17 protein-coding genes are annotated in these 17,425 nt (G+C 70.3%); 14 read left to right on the top strand and 3 right to left on the bottom strand.

The window, feature by feature from the left end; all coding sequences use genetic code 11:
- Nucleotides 1-8: 8 nt before the first annotated feature.
- The 4 genes from HCU73_RS13025 (at nucleotide 9) to mscL (ending at nucleotide 3,894) form a co-directional block, all read left to right on the top strand.
- On the top strand, nucleotides 9-884 hold the full coding sequence (locus tag HCU73_RS13025; RefSeq protein WP_168623893.1) for a transglutaminase family protein: 876 nt from the start codon (nucleotides 9-11) through the stop codon (nucleotides 882-884).
- An 89-nt stretch (nucleotides 885-973) separates the two neighbouring features.
- The gene (locus tag HCU73_RS13020) at nucleotides 974-1,717 is read left to right on the top strand and encodes a lysophospholipid acyltransferase family protein (RefSeq protein WP_168623892.1); all 744 of its coding nucleotides are present in this window, start codon (nucleotides 974-976) and stop codon (nucleotides 1,715-1,717) included.
- A 49-nt stretch (nucleotides 1,718-1,766) separates the two neighbouring features.
- A complete protein-coding gene (locus HCU73_RS13015) occupies nucleotides 1,767-3,377 on the top strand; it encodes a GMC family oxidoreductase (RefSeq protein ID WP_168623891.1) in 1,611 nt (536 codons plus the stop codon).
- A gap of 91 nt (nucleotides 3,378-3,468) precedes the next feature.
- Complete coding sequence (mscL, locus tag HCU73_RS13010; protein WP_168623890.1) at nucleotides 3,469-3,894, top strand: large conductance mechanosensitive channel protein MscL; 426 nt, start codon at nucleotides 3,469-3,471, stop codon at nucleotides 3,892-3,894.
- Between the two features lie 38 nt (nucleotides 3,895-3,932).
- Here the strand turns inward: mscL and ald are convergent, their stop codons facing one another.
- Nucleotides 3,933-5,051: an alanine dehydrogenase gene (gene ald, locus HCU73_RS13005; RefSeq protein WP_168623889.1), complete on the bottom strand. Its 1,119-nt coding sequence runs from the start codon at nucleotides 5,049-5,051 to the stop codon at nucleotides 3,933-3,935.
- A 116-nt stretch (nucleotides 5,052-5,167) separates the two neighbouring features.
- Here ald and HCU73_RS13000 point away from each other — a divergent pair, with 116 nt between their 5' ends.
- On the top strand, nucleotides 5,168-5,647 hold the full coding sequence (locus HCU73_RS13000; RefSeq protein WP_168623888.1) for an Lrp/AsnC family transcriptional regulator: 480 nt from the start codon (nucleotides 5,168-5,170) through the stop codon (nucleotides 5,645-5,647).
- 109 nt (nucleotides 5,648-5,756) lie between these two features.
- Here the strand turns inward: HCU73_RS13000 and HCU73_RS12995 are convergent, their stop codons facing one another.
- Both HCU73_RS12995 and HCU73_RS12990 read right to left on the bottom strand, forming a co-directional pair.
- Nucleotides 5,757-6,806 (bottom strand): ABC transporter ATP-binding protein, encoded by a 1,050-nt coding sequence (locus tag HCU73_RS12995; protein ID WP_168623887.1) that lies wholly within the window; start codon nucleotides 6,804-6,806, stop codon nucleotides 5,757-5,759.
- A gap of 36 nt (nucleotides 6,807-6,842) precedes the next feature.
- A complete protein-coding gene (locus tag HCU73_RS12990; protein WP_168623886.1) occupies nucleotides 6,843-7,631 on the bottom strand; it encodes an IclR family transcriptional regulator in 789 nt (262 codons plus the stop codon).
- A gap of 147 nt (nucleotides 7,632-7,778) precedes the next feature.
- On the opposite strand from HCU73_RS12990, the gene HCU73_RS12985 reads away from it, so the two are divergent.
- From HCU73_RS12985 to HCU73_RS12945, 9 genes are all read left to right on the top strand, one after another.
- Nucleotides 7,779-9,032 (top strand): ABC transporter substrate-binding protein, encoded by a 1,254-nt coding sequence (locus HCU73_RS12985; RefSeq protein WP_168624043.1) that lies wholly within the window; start codon nucleotides 7,779-7,781, stop codon nucleotides 9,030-9,032.
- Between the two features lie 142 nt (nucleotides 9,033-9,174).
- On the top strand, nucleotides 9,175-10,095 hold the full coding sequence (locus HCU73_RS12980; protein WP_168624042.1) for a carbohydrate ABC transporter permease: 921 nt from the start codon (nucleotides 9,175-9,177) through the stop codon (nucleotides 10,093-10,095).
- Nucleotides 10,096-10,105: 10 nt separating this feature from the next.
- Nucleotides 10,106-10,954 carry a carbohydrate ABC transporter permease gene (locus HCU73_RS12975; protein ID WP_168623885.1) on the top strand — a complete coding sequence of 283 codons (849 nt, stop codon included), beginning with the start codon at nucleotides 10,106-10,108 and terminating at the stop codon, nucleotides 10,952-10,954.
- Nucleotides 10,951-12,294, top strand: coding sequence for an alpha-galactosidase (gene melA / locus HCU73_RS12970; protein ID WP_168623884.1), 1,344 nt, complete (start codon nucleotides 10,951-10,953; stop codon nucleotides 12,292-12,294). Before HCU73_RS12975 ends, melA begins: the two co-directional genes overlap by 4 nt.
- The gene (locus HCU73_RS12965) at nucleotides 12,291-13,055 is read left to right on the top strand and encodes an SDR family NAD(P)-dependent oxidoreductase (protein ID WP_168623883.1); all 765 of its coding nucleotides are present in this window, start codon (nucleotides 12,291-12,293) and stop codon (nucleotides 13,053-13,055) included. The genes melA and HCU73_RS12965 overlap by 4 nt, the downstream gene beginning before the upstream one ends.
- Nucleotides 13,052-13,975 (top strand): 2-dehydro-3-deoxygalactonokinase, encoded by a 924-nt coding sequence (locus tag HCU73_RS12960; RefSeq protein WP_168623882.1) that lies wholly within the window; start codon nucleotides 13,052-13,054, stop codon nucleotides 13,973-13,975. Before HCU73_RS12965 ends, HCU73_RS12960 begins: the two co-directional genes overlap by 4 nt.
- The gene (locus tag HCU73_RS12955) at nucleotides 13,972-14,592 is read left to right on the top strand and encodes a 2-dehydro-3-deoxy-6-phosphogalactonate aldolase (RefSeq protein ID WP_168623881.1); all 621 of its coding nucleotides are present in this window, start codon (nucleotides 13,972-13,974) and stop codon (nucleotides 14,590-14,592) included. Before HCU73_RS12960 ends, HCU73_RS12955 begins: the two co-directional genes overlap by 4 nt.
- Entirely contained in the window at nucleotides 14,589-15,449 is an 861-nt protein-coding gene (locus HCU73_RS12950; protein WP_168623880.1) for an SMP-30/gluconolactonase/LRE family protein, read from the top strand. The genes HCU73_RS12955 and HCU73_RS12950 overlap by 4 nt, the downstream gene beginning before the upstream one ends.
- A complete protein-coding gene (locus HCU73_RS12945) occupies nucleotides 15,446-17,401 on the top strand; it encodes a beta-galactosidase (protein ID WP_168623879.1) in 1,956 nt (651 codons plus the stop codon). Before HCU73_RS12950 ends, HCU73_RS12945 begins: the two co-directional genes overlap by 4 nt.
- Nucleotides 17,402-17,425 lie beyond the last annotated feature (24 nt).

The following is a 17,425-nucleotide window of genomic DNA, read 5'->3' as shown; positions in this document are numbered from 1 at the left end:
GGCGGACGATGCGCTACGACATCCGCCTGTCCATCGGCTACCGCTACGGCGCGCCGTCCGACCACGCCCGGACGGTGGCGCGGCTCCTGCCCTCGGACCTGCCCGGGCGCCAGGTCGTGACCTCGCGCCATCTCGCGGTCGACCCGGTGCCGGCGGCCCGCCGCGACACGACGGATTTCTTCGGCAACACCATGAGCGTGCTGACCTTCGACGACCCGATCGACCGCATCGAGTTCACGCTGCAGGCCCGGGTCGAACGGCTTGCCGCCGCCGACAGCCTCGACCTGTCGCCCTGCCTCGGCGCGCTGGCCGCCGAGCTGTCGGACTATCGCGGCCTCGACCCGGCCTCGCCGCATCACTTCCTGGGCGCGTCCCGGCGCGTGGGGCGCGACCCCGCCATCACGGCCTTCGCCACGGCGCTGGCCGACCCGCGGCTCACGGTGCGGCAGACGGTCGAGGCCATCGCCACGGCCATCCATGACGAGATGCGCTTCGACCCGACCGCCACGACCGTCGACACGCCCCCCGCCGAGGCCTTCGCCAACCGCCACGGCGTCTGCCAGGATTTCTCGCACGTGGCCATCGCCGCGCTGCGGGCGCTGGGCATCCCGGCGGGCTACGTGTCGGGCTTCCTGCGCACCATCCCGCCGCCGGGCCAGCCCCGCCTTGAGGGCGCCGACGCCATGCATGCCTGGGTGTCGGCCTGGTGCGGGTCCGAGGCGGGCTGGATCGAGGTCGACCCGACCAACGCCTGCGTCGTCGGCACGGACCACATCGCGGTCGCCCATGGCCGCGACTACGCCGATATTGTCCCGGTCAAGGGGGTGCTGCGGACCTCCGGCGCCCAGACCAGCCACCAGAGCGTCGACGTGGTGCCGATCTGACCGGGCCGGGGCCGGTGCAGCCTGTTGCAATTCCCCCCGATGCGGTCAGGATGGCCGACCTGACCCCACAGGACGGGACGGCACGGCCCTTGAGCGCGATCACAGACACCTGGCGCGGCGGACGGGCGTCGCTGGCCTTTCTCCTCGGGGCGCCGCTGGCCTTCGGCCGCACCGCCGCGGGGTCGGAGCGCGGCGTGGCGGCCCGGGTGCCGGTCACCGGCCTGTTCTCCCGCTTTCTCGACGCCTGCGGGATGACCGTCACCGTCGAGGGCGATCCCCCCGCGCCCGGCACGGGCTGCGTCATCTGCCACAACGAGACGTCCTTCGCCGATGTCGCGGCCTATTTCATGGCGGTCTGGCCCCATGTCGACCGGCTCGCCGGGGCCGACCTCTACGGCTACATCCCCTTTGCCCGCAGCGCCTGCCGCAAGGTCGACATCGAGATGGTGGCGCGCGGCAACCGGGGCGCCACGACGCTGTTGCTCGACCGCATGGTCGCCGCCGTGCAGGACGGGGAAAGGGTGGGCTGGGGCGGCGAGGGGCGGCTCGTGGGGACCGACGGCGTCGGCCGCTTCAAGCTCGGCAGCAGCCTGATCGCCATCCGGGCGCAGGCGCCTCTGGTCCCGGTGGCGATCCACGGTGGTCACCGGGCGTTGCCCCTTGGCACCATGCGCGCCCGGCCGGGCGAAATCCGCGTCCGGTTCTGCCCGCCGGTGCCGACCGCCGGCTGCGCCGAGGCCGACGCCCGCGACGTCGCCGACGCGCTGCAGGCGGTCGTCGCCCGGGCCTACGGCGACCTTGCGGCGCGTCGCCCCGGCCCGCCCGTGCCCTGACGCCGCGTCCCTCTTCCCGCCTGCCCCCCGCCCAAGCTAGGCTCCGCCCATGGAGGCCGATTACATCATCGTCGGCGGCGGCTCCGCGGGCGCGGTGCTGGCCGCCCGCCTGTCCGAGGACCCGGGCACCTCGGTCCTGCTGGTGGAGGCCGGCGGGCCCGGCCGCGACCTCCTGATCCGCGCGCCCGCGTTGGTCGCCGCCATGGTGTCCGGCCGGCCGCCGATCAACAACTGGGCCTTCCACACGGTGCCGCAGCCGGGGCTGAACGGGCGCCAGGGGTTCCAGCCGCGAGGCAAGGCGCTGGGCGGGTCCTCGGCGATCAACGCCATGCTCTACGTCCGCGGCCACCCGAAGGACTACGACGAGTGGGCGGACCTCGGTGCCGAGGGCTGGGACTGGGCCGGCGTGCGCCCGTTTTTCCACGCCGCCGAACGGTTCCAGAACGGCGAGGGCCCCCACCACGGCGGCGGCGGCCCGCTTCAGGTGCGCGCGCAATCCGAGCCGCGGCCAATCACCCACGCGTTCCTCGACGCCTGCGCGGACGCCCAGATCCCCCGCACCGACGACTTCAACGGCGACCGGATGGAGGGCGCGGGCCTGTTCCACGTCACCCAGCATTTCGACGGGCCCCGCGCCGGCGAACGCTGCTCCGCCGCAGCGGCCTACCTGCACCCGGTGATGGCCCGCCCGAACCTGCGCGTCCTGACCCGCGCGCTGGCCGAGCGCGTGCTGGTCGAGGACGGCCGCGCCACCGGCCTCCGCTTCCGCCGCCGCGGCGAGACCTTCGAGGCCCGCGCGCGGCGCGAGGTGATCCTGTCGGCCGGCGCCTTCGGCTCACCGCAGTTGCTGCTGCTGTCCGGCATCGGCCCGGAGGATGAGCTGCGCGCCCACCGCATCGCGCCGGTCCATGTCCTGCCCGGGGTGGGCCGCAACCTGCAGGACCACCTCGACTACACCGTGTCCTACCGCTCGCTGCGGCCTGACGTGGTGGGCCTCGGGCCCGCGGGCCTTGCGCGCCTGCTGCGCGCGGGGCTGCACTGGCGCAAGACGGGCGCGGGCCTCTTCGCGTCGCCCATGGCCGAGGCGGGCGCCTTCCTGTCCTCGCGCCCCGGCCTCGACCGGCCCGACCTGCAGCTGCACTTCGTCGTCGGCATCGTCGACCAGCACATGCGCAAGCTGCACTTCACCGACGGCTATTCCTGCCACGTCTGCCTGCTGCGCCCGCATTCCACCGGCCATGTCGGTCTGACCTCGGCCGACCCGCTGCAGCCGCCCCGCATCGACCCCGCCTACCTGTCCGACCCGCGCGACTTGCCCCCCCTGATGGCGGGCGCCCGGATCATGCAGCAGATCCTCGACGCCCCGCCGCTTGCCCCGTGGCGGGGCCGTCGCCTCTACCCCCATGACGGCAGCGACGCCGCGCTCGAGGCCGACATCCGCGCGCGGGCCGACACCATCTACCACCCCGTCGGCACCTGCCGCATGGGAACCGACGACATGGCCGTGACCGACCCGCAGGGCCGCGTGCATGGCATCGACGGCCTCCGCGTGGCCGACGCCTCGCTGATGCCGCGGCTGGTGGGCGGCAACACCAACGCCCCCACCATCATGATCGGCGAGAAGATCGCCGCCGCCATCCGGTCCGCCGTTTTCGCTTGAAACCGTCCCGCCTCTGTCGTCACCCTATGGTTGCGCGGCGCGGCAGGGACGCAAGCGGGGCGCAGGCACCAAGCATGGGTGGGACGACAAAATGATAAACGAATTCAAAAGCTTCATCGCGCGCGGCAATGTGGTGGACATGGCCGTGGGCATCATCATCGGCGCGGCCTTCACCGCCATCGTCAGCTCGATGGTGGGCGACCTGATCAACCCGATCATCGCGCTGCTGACCGGCGGCATCGACTTTTCCGGCTGGTTCTACGCCCTGAACGGCGAAAGCTACCCCTCGCTGACGGCCGCCACCGAGGCCGGCGCGCCGGTTTTCGCCATCGGCAACTTCGTGATGGCGGTGATCAACTTCCTGATCATCGCCTTCGTCGTGTTCATGCTGGTCAAGATGGTGAACCGGATCAAGGAAGCCGCCATCAAGAAGGAGGAGGCGGCGCCGGCCGCCCCCGCCGGGCCGACCGAGCTGGAGATCCTGATCGAGATCCGCGACGCCCTGAAGAAGGGCTGAGACTGCGGCGCCCCGGCCCACAGGGCCGGGGCCGCCCGTCACGCCTTGACGATCACCGCGGGCGAGGTCACGTCGAGACCCAGCGCCTTGCCCACGGCATAGTTCGTCAGCTTGCCCGCATGGGTGTTGAGCCCCGCCAGCAGGTGCGGATCGTCGGTGCAGGCCTGCCGCCAGCCCTTGTTCGCCAGCGCGATCAGGAACGGCATTGTCGCGTTCCCCAGCGCGATGGTCGAGGTCCGCGGCACCGCGCCCGGCATGTTGGCGACGCAGTAGTGCACCACCCCGTCCACCTCGTAGATCGGCGCCTCGTGGGTCGTGGCCTTCGACGTCTCGAAGCAGCCGCCCTGGTCGATCGCCACGTCCACGATCACCGCGCCGCGCTTCATGGTCGACAGCTGCGCCTTGGTCACCAGCTTCGGCGCCGCGGCCCCGGGGATCAGCACCGCGCCGACCACCATGTCGGCGGTCTGGATCAGCTCGGCCGTGGCGTCCGCGCTGGCATAGCGGGTCTTGAACACGCCCCGGTAGACGTCGTCGAGATAGCGCAGCCGGGGCAGGGACCGGTCGAGCACGGTCACCTCGGCCCCCATCCCCGCCGCGACGCGGGCGGCCTGCGTACCGACCACGCCGCCGCCGATCACCAGCACCTGCGCCGGCCCCACGCCCGGGACGCCGCCCATCAGCACGCCGCGCCCGCCGTTGGCCTTCTGCAGCGCCCAGGCGCCGACCTGCGGGGCCAGCCGCCCTGCCACCTCGGACATGGGCGCCAGCAGCGGCAGGCCGCCCTGCGCATCGGTCACCGTCTCGTAGGCGATGGCGGTGACGCCCGAGGCGAGCAGGTCGCGGGTCTGCTCCGGGTCGGGGGCGAGGTGCAGGTAGGTGAACAGGATCTGCCCCTCGCGCAGCTGCGCGCGCTCCACCGCCTGCGGCTCCTTCACCTTCACCACCAGATCGGCGCGGGCAAAGACCTCGGCCGCGGTGCCGACGATCGCGGCCCCCGCGGCGGTGTAGTCCGCATCCTCGAAGCCGGCGCCATGGCCCGCGCCGGTCTCCACGATCACCGCGTGGCCGTGGGCCACCGCCTCCCGCGCCGCGGCGGGGGTCAGGCCCACTCGGTATTCCTGCGGCTTGATCTCTTTCGGGCATCCGATCAGCATCGGGGTCTCCTCCGTTTCCTTGGCCCCATGATGCGGCCGGCGGCGCGAAATTGCTTTGATCTTTCGGGCGGGGTTCCGCATATCCGTGCAAGGATTTCCGAAGATCAGGCGTTTCCATGAAAGACTCTGCCGCCGATGCGGTCCTCGACGACATGGACCGCGCCATCCTGCGGGTGCTGCAGCGCCACGGCCGCATGACCCATGCCGAGCTGTCCGAGCGCGTCCACCTGTCGCCGTCGGCCTGCCACCGCCGGGTGCAGCGGCTGGAACAGGCGGGGGTGATCCGGGACTACGTCGCGCTCCTGAACCCGCGGGCGGTGGAGCGGGTGACGACGGTCTTCGTCGAGATCCGGCTGTCGGGGCAGTCCGACGAGATCCTCGACGCCTTCGAAAAGGCGGTGGCCCGCGTGCCGGACGTGCTGGAATGCCACCTGATGGCGGGGACGGCGGATTACCTGCTGAAGGTCGTGGCCCGCGACAGCGAGGATTTCGCGCGCATCCACCGCCAACATCTCGCGCGCCTGCCCGGCGTGGCGCAGATGCAGTCGAGCTTCGCCCTCAAGACGGTGTTCAAGACGACCGCGCTGCCGCTGTAGACCGGGCCTTGGCCCGGAGCGCGAAACTGCAGTTTCGCGTGACGGAAAACAGCCGTTTTCCGCGCGGGAAACCTCGAGGTTTCCCGCGCGTTTTCCTCGAGGAAAACGCCTACCTCAGCCGCAGCCCGCTGCCGCCATCGAAGAAGAACGCCCGCGCCGGGTTGAAGCGCAGCCCCACCCGGCTGCCGGGCTTCGGCGCGCGCTGGTCATGCGCCTCGACGATGATCTTCGCGCCGTCCGGGCCGGTCAGGTAGTGGTAGCTGACCCCGCCCAGCTGCTCCGACAGCTCGACCATGTGGGTCGCGCCCTCGGTCAGCTCCAGGTGGTTCGGCCGCACGCCCACCGTCACGGTGCCGGTGGCCGTCCGTGGCGCCGGCACGGTCACGTCGCCCAGCCCCGGTACCCGCACCCCGCCCTCGGCCGGCTCGCCGGCGAAGAAATTCATCGCCGGCGAGCCGATGAAGCCCGCCACGAACTGGTTGTCGGGGTCGTTGTAGAGGTCGAGCGGCGCGCCCACCTGCTCGATCCGCCCCGCACGCAGCACCACGATCTTGTCGGCCAGCGTCATCGCCTCGACCTGGTCGTGGGTGACGTAGATCATCGTCGCCCCGATCTCCTGGTGCAGCCGGGCGATCTCCACCCGCATCTCGACACGCAGCTCTGCGTCGAGGTTCGACAGCGGTTCGTCGAACAGGAACACCTCGGGCCCGCGCACGATGGCCCGCCCGATGGCGACCCGCTGCCGTTGCCCGCCCGACAGCGCCTTGGGCTTGCGGTCGAGGTAGTCGCCCAGCTTCAGCACCCGCGCGGCTTCGTCCACCTTGGCCTTGATCTCGGCCTTGGGATGGCCCGTCATCTTGAGGCCGAAGCCCATGTTCTCGGCCACCGTCATGTGCGGGTAGAGCGCGTAGGTCTGGAACACCATCGCCACGCCACGTTCCGCCGGGTCCAGCCGCGTCACGTCGCGCCCGCCGATGGCGATGCGCCCCGCGCTGGTTTCCTCCAGCCCCGCGACCATGCGCAGGAGCGTGGATTTCCCGCAGCCCGAGGGTCCGACGAAGACGCAGAACTCCCCGTCCTCGATGGTCAGGTCGACCCCGTGGATCACCTGCGTCGCGCCGTAGCGCTTGATCACCCCGTCCAGTTGCAGACCCGACATCGGCCCGTTCCTCCCCTGTGTTGCCGGTTGTCCCGGCTATTCCGCCGCGTCCGGAAAGCGCCAGTCCTGCGCCTCCGCCGCGATGGCCTCGGCCGCGGCGCGGATGCGCGGCAGGTGTCGCTCGAGCCCCACCAGCGTCTCGCGCGCCGTGGTGGACGTCACCGACATCGCCCCCAGAACCCGCCCCGCGCGGGTCAGGATCGGGACGGCGACGCAGATGATGCCCGGCTCGTGCTCCTCGCGGTCATAGGCATGTCCCCGCGCCCGGATCGCGGCCAGCTCGGCTCTGAGCGCCGTCTCGTCGGTGTAGGTGTGGCCGGTGAAGCGGTGGAAACTCTGCTGCGCGATGGCGCCGGCCAGCTGCGGCTCGGGCAGGAAGGCGAGCATCGCCTTGCCCACCCCGGTGCAATAGGCCGGCCCCACCTTGCCCGCGGCCGAATACATCTCGACCGGCTGGCGCGCGTTGCGCTTGTCGACGTAGAGCACCTGCGCGCCGTCCAGCTGCGCGAGGTGCACCGTCTCGCCCACCGCCTGCGACAGCGCGTCGACATGGGGCCGTGCGATCGGCGCGAGCGACGAGGTCTGCCAGGCCGCGTGCGCCAGCCGCACCAGCCGCAGCCCCGGCGCGTAGGTCTGGCGGTCGGGGTCGTAGTGCAGCATCCCCTGCTTGGTCAGCACCTGCATGAAGCGGTAGAGCGTCGCCTTGGGGAAGGGCGAGCGGTCGAGGATCTCGGAAAACCGCACCGGGCGGCCGAATGCCGCCACCTCGTCCATCACCGCCAGCGCCTTGGCGACGGTGCCGTCGCCGCTGCCGTGCTCGGCCATGCCTCACGTCCTCCCCGCACCCGCGCGACAGGTCACGGGTTTGCTGTTGACAAACCTAGGCTGACTCGCGCTAGGATTTCAACATAAGAAACCAAGTTTCAAATAATGAAACTGCACATCGTGATCTGGATCAGTCGGGAGGACACCATGCGATCCATCTTCAAGACCGGCGCCGCGGCGCTGGCCGCCACCACGCTCCTGGCCGGCGCCGCCGCCGCGCAGGAGCTGTCGGGCGTTCTGCGCATCATCTCGGACATGTCGGACCCCGCGCCCCGCGCGGTGATGGAGGGTCTCGCCTCCGAATTCGACGCGCTGCACCCGAACCTGTCGGTCGAGCTGACCGTGGTGGACCGCGAGGCGTGGAAGACCCAGATCCGCAACGCGCTGTCGGCGAACCCGCCCGACGTCGTGAACTGGTATGCCGCCAACCGCATGGCACCGTTCGTGAACGCCGGGCTGTTCATGGACATCACCGAGTGGTGGGACGCCGGCGATTTCGCGGGGCTGGAATCCGTGCGCGGCGCGCTGACCCAGGATGACCGGGTCTGGGGCGTGCCCTACACCTACTACCAGTGGGGCATCTACTACCGCGAGGACATCTTTGCCGAGCTTGGCCTGTCCGAGCCCGAGACCTGGGAACAGGAGCTCGCAAACTGCCAGGTGATCGTCGATTCGGGCCGCCATTGCTACGCCATCGGCAGCCGGTTCCTGTGGCCCGCGGGCGGCTGGTTCGACTACCTGAACATGCGCACGAACGGCTTCGACTTCCACATGGCGCTGGCCCGCGGCGAGATCGCCTGGACCGATGACCGGGTGCGCGCGACCTTCGCCAACTGGCGGCAGCTGATCGACATGGGCGCCTTCATCCCCGACCACCAGACCTACGACTGGCAGGAGGCGCTGCCCCTGATGGTCAGCGGCGAGGCCACGGGCTACCTGATGGGCAACTTCGCCGTCGACCTGATGCGCAGCGGCGGGCTGACCGACGACCAGCTCGATTTCTACCAGTTCCCGATCATCACCCCCGGCCTGCCGCAGGGCGAGGACGCGCCGACCGACACCTTCCACGTCGCCGCCGGCGCGCAGAACGTGGACGCGGCCCGCGCCTTCCTGCAGTTCGTCACCTCGGCCGAGGTGCAGACCCGCATCAACGGCCCCGAGGGGCTGGGCCAGCTGCCGGTCAACGCCAACGCCTCGGTCGCGGACGACGAGTTCATCCAGCAGGGCTTTGCCATGCTGAGCCAGAACGCGCCGGGCGGCATCGCCCAGTTCTTCGACCGCGACTGGCCGGCCGAGATGGCGGCGATCGGCATGGAAGGCCTGCAGGAATTCATGGTCTTCCCCGACAACCTCGACGACATCCTCGAGCGCCTCGAGGCCGCCCGCCAGCGGATCTACTGATCTTGTAGAAGACATGCTCGCGTCCCTTCCGGGGCGCGGGCGCCCCTCCGCAAGCCGGGGCCGCGCCCCCGGTTTCCGCAGGGGCCAGACCCAGACCCGAGCCAAGGACGCGCCGGACATGAGTTCCACCGCCACGCCCGCCATGGCCCAACGCGAGGCCCGCGCCGAAGCCACCTGGCTGCAGCGCAACCGCATGACGGTGACGCCGATCCTGTTCCTGCTGCCGGGCTTGCTGTTCTTCCTCGTCTACGTCATCGCGCCGATCTTCCAGAGCTTCCACATCTCGCTCTACGACTGGGACGGGCTGGGCGAGGCGCGCTACGTCGGGCTGGCGAACTACGAGGAGCTTCTGGACGACCGCAACTTCGAGGTGTCGCTCTGGAACAACGTGAAGTGGCTGGCGCTCTACCTGCTCGCCATCCCCGCGGGCCTGTTCATCGCGCTGTTCCTGAACCAGACGGTCACCGGCATCCGGCTCTACAAGTCGCTGTTCTTCTTTCCCTTCGTCCTGTCTCAGGTCGTCGTGGGCCTGGTGTTCAGCTGGTTCTACCTGCCGCGCGAGGGGCTGCTGAACGCGACCCTTGCGGTGTTCGGCCTCGGCCCCGTCAACATCCTGGGCGACCCCGATCTCGCCACCTACGGGATCATCGCCGCGGGCCTCTGGCCGCAGACGGCCTATTGCATGATCCTCTATCTCACCGGCCTCAACGCCGTGGACCCCGAGCAGGTCGAGGCCGGGCGGCTCGACGGCGCCAAGGGCTGGAAGATGCTGTGGTACGTCATCCTGCCCCAGCTCAAGCCCGCCACCTTCATCGCCTTCGTCGTGACGATCATCGGCGCGCTGCGCAGCTTCGACCTGATCTCGGTGATGACCAACGGCGGCCCCTTCGGCTCCACCCGCGTCCTGTCCTTCTACATGTTCGAGAAGGCGCTGGGCGAGTTCGGGTTCCGCATGGGCTACGGCTCGGCCATCGCGGTGGTCCTCTTCCTCATCATGCTCGTCTTCATCGCCTATTTCCTGTGGCAGATGTGGCGCGACGAGCGCACGGCCCGGCACGGGTAGGGAGGCGCCGATGTTCCCGACCCCGATCCAGAACCGGTCCCGCGCGGCGCAGATCACCTACCAGTCGCTGCTGCCGCTCGTGCTGATCCTCTGGCTCCTGCCGCTGATCGCGGTGATGCTGTTCTCGATCCGGCCCTTCTCCGATTTCGGGCAGGGCAACTACTGGGGCATGCCGTCGAGCTTCGAGTTCTTCACCAACTACGGTCGCGTCTTCTTCGAGAGCGACATGCCCCGCTACCTGCTGAACTCCGTGTTCATCACCGTGCCCACGGTGATCGGTGCGGTGGCCCTGTCCTGCATGACCGGCTTTGCGCTGGGCATCTACCGGTTCCGCGGCAACCTGTTGATCTTCTTCATGTTCATCGCGGGCAACTTCGTGCCGTTCCAGATCCTGATGGTGCCGGTCCGCGACCTGACCGTGGACCTCGGCCTCTACAACACGAAGCTCGGGCTCGTGCTGTTCCACATCGCGTTCCAGACCGGGTTCTGCACGCTGTTCATGCGCAACTTCATCCGCGCGCTGCCCTACGAGCTGATCGAGGCGGCCCGTGTCGAGGGCGTCGCGGAATGGCGCATCTTCTGGTTCGTCGTCCTGCCTCTGATGCGTCCCGCCATCGCGGCGCTGTCGGTGCTGATCTTCACCTTCATCTGGAACGACTATTTCTGGGCCGTCGTGCTGACGCAGGGCCCGGGCGCCCAGCCGGTGACGGCGGGCATCACCTCGTTCAACTCGCAGTTCGTGGCGCAGTTTCACCTGATGAGCGCGGGCAGCATCGTGGCTGCCATCCCGCCCGTGGTGATCTTCTTCCTGATGCAGCGCCACTTCATCGCGGGCCTTACCCTCGGAGCCGTCAAGTGACCGTCAAGCTTGCCTTCATCGGCGCAGGATCCACGATCTTCATGAAGAACATCGTGGGCGACATGCTGCATTTCCCCGCGCTCCGCGACGCGCGGATCGCCCTCATGGACATCGACCCGCAGCGGCTGGAGGAAAGCCGCATGGTGGCCGAGAAGATGATCGCCACCATGGGCACCGGCGCCACGGTCGAGGCCACCACCGACCGCGCCCGCGCGCTGGACGGCGCGGATTTCGTGGTGACCGCCTTCCAGATCGGCGGCTATCGCCCGTCGACCGTGATCGACTTCGACATTCCCAAACAATACGGCCTGCGCCAGACCATCGCCGACACGCTGGGCGTGGGCGGCATCATGCGGGGCCTGCGCACCGTCCCGCATCTCTGGGCCGTGGCGGCGGACATGGCGCGGCTCTGCCCGGACGCGACGCTGCTGCAATACGTCAACCCGATGGCGATCAACACCTGGGCGCTCGCCGAGCGGTTCCCGCGGCTGAAACAGGCCGGGCTCTGCCATTCCGTCCAGAACACCGTCGAGGAAATCGCCCATGATCTCGACCTGCCCGCCGACGAGATCCGCTACCGCGTCGCAGGCGTGAACCACGTCGCCTTCTTCTTAAAACTGGAGCACAGGGGCCGCGACCTCTACCCCGCGCTGCGCGACGGCTACCGGGCCGGGCGCCTGCCGAAGCCGCCGCTCCTGATGCCGCGCTGCTGGAACAAGGTCCGCTACGAGGTGATGGATCACCTCGGCTATTTCTGCACCGAAAGCTCCGAGCACCTGGCCGAGTATGTCCCGTGGTTCGTCAAGGACGGGCGCGATGATCTGATAGAAGAATTCAGGATCCCCCTCGACGAATACCCCCTGCGCTGCGTCGAACAGGCCGAGGGCTGGGCCGCGCAGGCCAAGGCGCTCAAGGCCGCCGCCGGGATCGAGGTGAAGAAGTCCCACGAATTCGCCGCCGAGATGATGAACGCCATCGTCACCGATGCCCCTTACGTCGCCTACGCCAACCTGCCGAACCGCGGCCAGATCCCGCAGCTGCCGATGGGTGCCGCCGTCGAGGCGCCGGCGCTGGTCGACGCGAACGGGGTGCAGCCGACCACCGTCTCCGACATCCCGCCGCAACTGGTGGCGCTGATGCGGACGCAGATCAACGTGCAGGAGCTTGTCGTCCGCGCTCTGGTCGAGGAGAACGTCGATCACGTCTACCACGCCGCCTACATGGACCCGCACACCGCCGCCGAGCTCGACCTGCGCCAGATCCGGTCGCTGGTCACCGACCTACTGGCCGCGCATGGCGACATGCTGCCGGCCTTCGCGCGGGTGAGGAAAGCCGCATGATCCCCTCCTTCCCCGACCTCGAAGGCCAGTCCGTCTTCATCACCGGCGGCGGCTCCGGCATCGGCGCCGCGCTGACCGAAGGGTTCCTGCGGCAAGGCGCCCGCGTCGCCTTCGTGCAGCGCTCCGACGCCACGCCCTTCTGCGACGAGATGGAGGGCAAGACCGGCCACCGCCCGCACGCCATGCGCTGCGACATCACCGACATCCCGGCGCTGAAGGCGGCCATCGCCGAGGCGGCCGAGGTGAACGGCCCCGTCACCGTGCTGGTCAACAACGCCGCCAACGACCAGCGCCACACCACCGCAGAGGTGACCGAGGAGTTCTGGGACTGGTCGCAGGCGATCAACCTCAAGTGCTACTTCTTCGCCTGTCAGGCGGTCGTCGACGGCATGCGCCGCGCCGGCGGCGGGTCGATCATCAACGTCTCGTCGATCTCCTACATGATGGGCAACGCGGGCTACCCGGCCTACACCACCGCGAACGGCGGCATCACGGCGATGACCCGCAGCCTTGCCCGTGAATTCGGGCCCGACCGGATCCGGGTGAATACGCTGATGCCGGGCTGGGTGCTGACCGAGAAACAGCTGAAGCTCTGGGCCAAGCCCGAGGACCTCGCCGCGCACATGGAGCGCATGTGCCTGAAGGAACACCTGAAACCCGAGGACATCGTGGGCGGGATGCTGTTCCTCGCGTCCGCGGCCTCGAAGGCGATGACCGGGCAGGCGCTGGTCATCGACGGGGGCGTGGTGGTCACGGGATGAGCGGGCAGGCCGCATACGCCGACTGGATCGCCGTCGACTGGGGCACCACCCATCTGCGGGCCTGGGCGATGGGCCCGGACGGCACGGTGCGCGCCTCGGCGCAGTCCGAGGACGGGATGGGACGCCTCGCGCGCGACGGGTTCGAGCCGGCGCTCCTCGATCTGATACAGGATTGGCTCGGCGCCGGTCCCACGCCCATCCTCGCCTGCGGCATGGTCGGCGCCAAGCAGGGCTGGCAGGAGGCGCCCTATGTCCGCGTCCCCGCCAAGCCCGCGGAACTCGCGCCCATGCGCGCCACCGCCCCCCGCGACCCGCGCCTGCGCCTGTCCATCGTTCCCGGCCTCAGCCAGGCGGCGCCGCCCGACGTCATGCGCGGCGAGGAGACCCAGGTCGCGGGTTTCCTCGCGCGCGAACCCGGCTTCGACGGCGTGCTCTGCCTGCCCGGCACCCACACGAAATGGGTACAGCTCAGCGCCGGCGAGGTGGTCAGCTTCCAGACCTGCATGACGGGCGAGCTGTTCGACCTCCTGTCGCATCACTCCGTCCTGCGCCATTCCGTCGACGCCCCCGCGCTCGACCCCGCGGCCTTCCTAGAGGCGTTGGCCGACACCCTGTCGCGCCCCGAGCGCCTTGCCCAGCGCCTCTTCGCGGTCCGCGCCGACGCCACGCTGAACGGCACCGGCGCCACGGTCTCCCGCGCGCGGCTGTCGGGCACGCTCATCGGCGCGGAACTGGCCGCGACGCGCCCCTACTGGCTGGGCCAGCAGGTCGCTGTCGCCGCCGCCCCGGCGCTTGCCGATCTCTACGCCCGCGCGCTGCAGGCCCAGGGCGTTCCCGCCCGCAGCCTCGACGCCGGCCCCCTGACGCTCGCGGGCCTCGCCCGCATCCGCGCCGCCCAGACCGAGCCGTCCCTGCCATGACCGACCGCAACCTCATCGCCATCCTGCGCGGCCTCACCCCCGAGGAGGCGCTGCCCGTGGGCGAGGCGCTGCTGGCCGCCGGCATCACCCGCATCGAGGTGCCGCTGAACTCTCCCCGGCCGCTGCACAGCATCGCCATCCTGGCGGAGCGTCTCGGCGACCACGCCCTGATCGGGGCCGGCACGGTCCTTGCCCCCGACGAGGTGCGCGAGGTCGCCGATGCGGGCGGTCGCCTGATCGTGTCACCCAACTTCGACGCCGAGGTGGTGGCCGAGACCAGGCGCATGGGCCTCCTCAGCTTTCCCGGCGTGCTGACGCCCAGCGAATGCTTCGCCGCGCTCAAGGCCCGCGCCGACGGGCTCAAGATCTTCCCGGCCTTCCAGATGGGGGTCGAGGGGCTCAAGGCCGTCCGCGCCGTCCTGCCGCGCGGCGCGCAGCTCTACATGGTGGGCGGCGTCGGGCCTGAGAGTTTCGCCGACTGGCTGGCGGCGGGCGCCAACGGCTTCGGCCTCGGCACCTCGCTCTACCGTCCGGGCCTGGAGGCCGCCGAGGTCGCCCGCCGCGCCGCCCGCATGGTCGCCGCCTGGGACGACGCGACCAAGGGCGTCGCCGTATGAGTGTCGCCGTCTTCGACGCGCGCGCCTGCATCCTCGGCGAGGGGCCGCTCTGGCACCCGGCCCGGCGGCAGCTGTTCTGGTTCGACATCATGGGCAAGCGCCTGATGACCCGCGATGCCGACGGCCCGCGGGAGTGGCGGTTCGACCGCCACGTCTCGGCCGCGGGCTGGGTGGACGACGCGACCCTGCTCGTCGCCACGGAAACCGACCTTGTCCGGTTTTCCCTGGCGGACGGCAGCTCCGAGCGCCTCGTGCCGCTGGAGGCCGACAACCCTGTCACCCGCTCCAACGACGGCCGGGCCGACCCGCAGGGGGGCTTCTGGATCGGCACCATGGGCAAGCACGCCGAGCCCGGCGCCGGCGCGCTCTACCGATACCACCGCGGCGAGCTGCGCCGCCTGCGCGATGGCATCACCATCCCCAACGCCACCAGCTTCGCGCCCGACGGCCGCACCGCCTATTTCGCCGACACCGCGCAGCACCTCGTCTGGCGCATCGCGCTCGACGCCGAGGGCTGGCCGCAGGGAGACTGGACCGTGTTCCTCGACCACCGGGAAACCGGCCTCAACCCCGACGGCGCCGTGGTGGACGCCGACGGCCACCTCGTCGTCGCCGAATGGGGCGCCTCGCGCCTCGCCCGCTACACCCCCGATGGAAACCTTGCACAAGAATTCCCGCTCCCCGTTCCGCAACCCACCTGTCCGGCCTTCGGCGGGGCCGACCTCTCGACGCTGTACGTCACCTCCGCCCGCCAGGGCCTGCCGAACGATGCGATGGACGCCGCGCCGCTCTCCGGGCAGACTCTGTCACTGCAAACCGCCCTCACCGGCCAACCCGAACATCGCGTGATCCTGTGACCCTCAAGCGCACCCTCGGCACCTGCTACTACCCCGAGCACTGGCCCGAAGAGATCTGGGCCGAGGACGCCGCCCGCATGGCCGGCCTCGGCCTGACCTGGGTCCGCATCGGCGAATTCGCCTGGTCGAAGCTGGAACCCGCCCCCGGCGACCTCCGCCTCGACTGGCTGGAGCGCGCCATCGACACGCTGCACGGCGCGGGCCTCAAGGTCGTGCTCGGCACCCCCACCGCCACGCCGCCGCGCTGGATGCTTGACCGCCACCCCGACATGTTGGCCGTCGACGCCGAGGGCCGCCCCCGCGGTTTCGGCTCGCGCCGGCATTACTGCTTTTCCCATGACGGCTACCGGGCCGAGGCGGTGCGGATCGCCACGATCCTGGCCAAGCGCTTCGGCCGCAAGGTCGAGGCCTGGCAGACCGACAACGAATACGGCTGCCACGACACGATCTACAGCTACTCCGACGCCGCCCGCCGCGCCTTCCGCGACTGGCTGGCGCAGCGCTACCAGTCGACGGACGCGCTGAACCGCGCCTGGGGCAACGTGTTCTGGTCGATGGACTACACGGCCTTCGACGAGATCGACCTGCCGAACCTGACCGTGACGGAACCGAACCCGTCCCACGCCCTCGACTTCCGCCGCTTCTCCTCGGACCAGGTGGCGCGCTTCAACGCGGCGCAGGTCGCCGCGATCCGCCAGCATTCCGACGCGCCCATCAGCCACAACTACATGGGCCGGATCGTCGAGTTCGACCATTTCGCGCTGGGCCGGCAGATGGAGATCGCCACCTGGGACAGCTACCCGCTCGGCTTTCTCGAGGACCGGCTGGAGGACAGCGCCGAGCACAAGCGCCGCCATGCCCGCCAGGGCGACCCCGATTTCCAGGCCTTCCACCACGACCTCTACCGCGCCGTCGCGGCACAGTTCCCCGAGGCAGAGACGCCGCGCTGGTGGGTGATGGAACAGCAGCCCGGCCCGGTGAACTGGGCCCCCCACAACCCCGCGCCGCTGCCCGGCATGGTCCGCTTCTGGACCTGGGAGGCCTTTGCCCACGGCGCCGAATGCGTGAGCTACTTCCGCTGGCGGCAGGCGCCCTTTGCGCAGGAACAGTATCACGCGGGCCTTCTGCGCCCCGACAGCGTGGCCGCCCCGGGTTTCCACGAGGCGGCGCAGGTGGCCGCCGAACTGGCCGCCGCGCCCCGGGTCGAGGTGGCGCAGGCCCCCGTCGCGCTGGTGTTCGACTACGCCTCCGCCTGGGCCTGGGCGGTGCAGCCGCAGGGCCGCGGCTGCGACTATTTCCGGCTGGTGTTCGAGATGTATCGCGGCCTGCGCAAGCTGGGCCTTTCGGTCGACATCCTGCCCCCCGACACCGCCTCGCTCGCGGGGTATCGCCTCGTTCTCGTCCCCGGCCTCGTCACCCTGTCCGAGCCGCTGAAGCAGGCGCTGCAAACCGCCGGGGCGCAGGTTCTCCTCGGCCCCCGCACCAACGCCAAGACCGCCGCGCTGTCGATCCCGGTGCCGCTGCCGCCCGCGATCCCCGGCCTCGACGTGACCGTCGCGCGGGTCGAGACGCTGCGCCCCGACATGCCCTTGCCCCTGCACGGCACCGGCCATGTCACCCTTTGGCGAGAGGAACTGGACGGCACCGCCGAGGTGCTCGACCGCGACCATCAGGGCCGCCCCGTCACCATGCGCGCGGGCAACCTCACCTATCTCGGCGGCTGGCCCGACCCCGATTTCCTGCGCCACCTCTTGCTGCGCGCCTCGGCCGAGGCCGGGGTCGACACGCTGGACCTGCCCCCCGACATCCGCATCCGCCAGGCGGGCGCCACGCGCTTCGTGTTCAACCACGGCCCCGAGGCGGTACCCTTCGAGGGGATCACCCTGCCACCTGCCGGGGTGGCCGTGGGGCGGGACGTCTCCCGCCTCGCGCCCCTGTCCGCCTCCGCGTGATCTTCTACAAGAATTTTGGCGGGA

The sequence above is a fragment of the Roseicyclus persicicus genome (assembly GCF_012395815.1).
Classification (GTDB): domain Bacteria; phylum Pseudomonadota; class Alphaproteobacteria; order Rhodobacterales; family Rhodobacteraceae; genus Roseicyclus; species Roseicyclus persicicus.
This window is presented reverse-complemented; position numbering and strand designations above follow the sequence as displayed.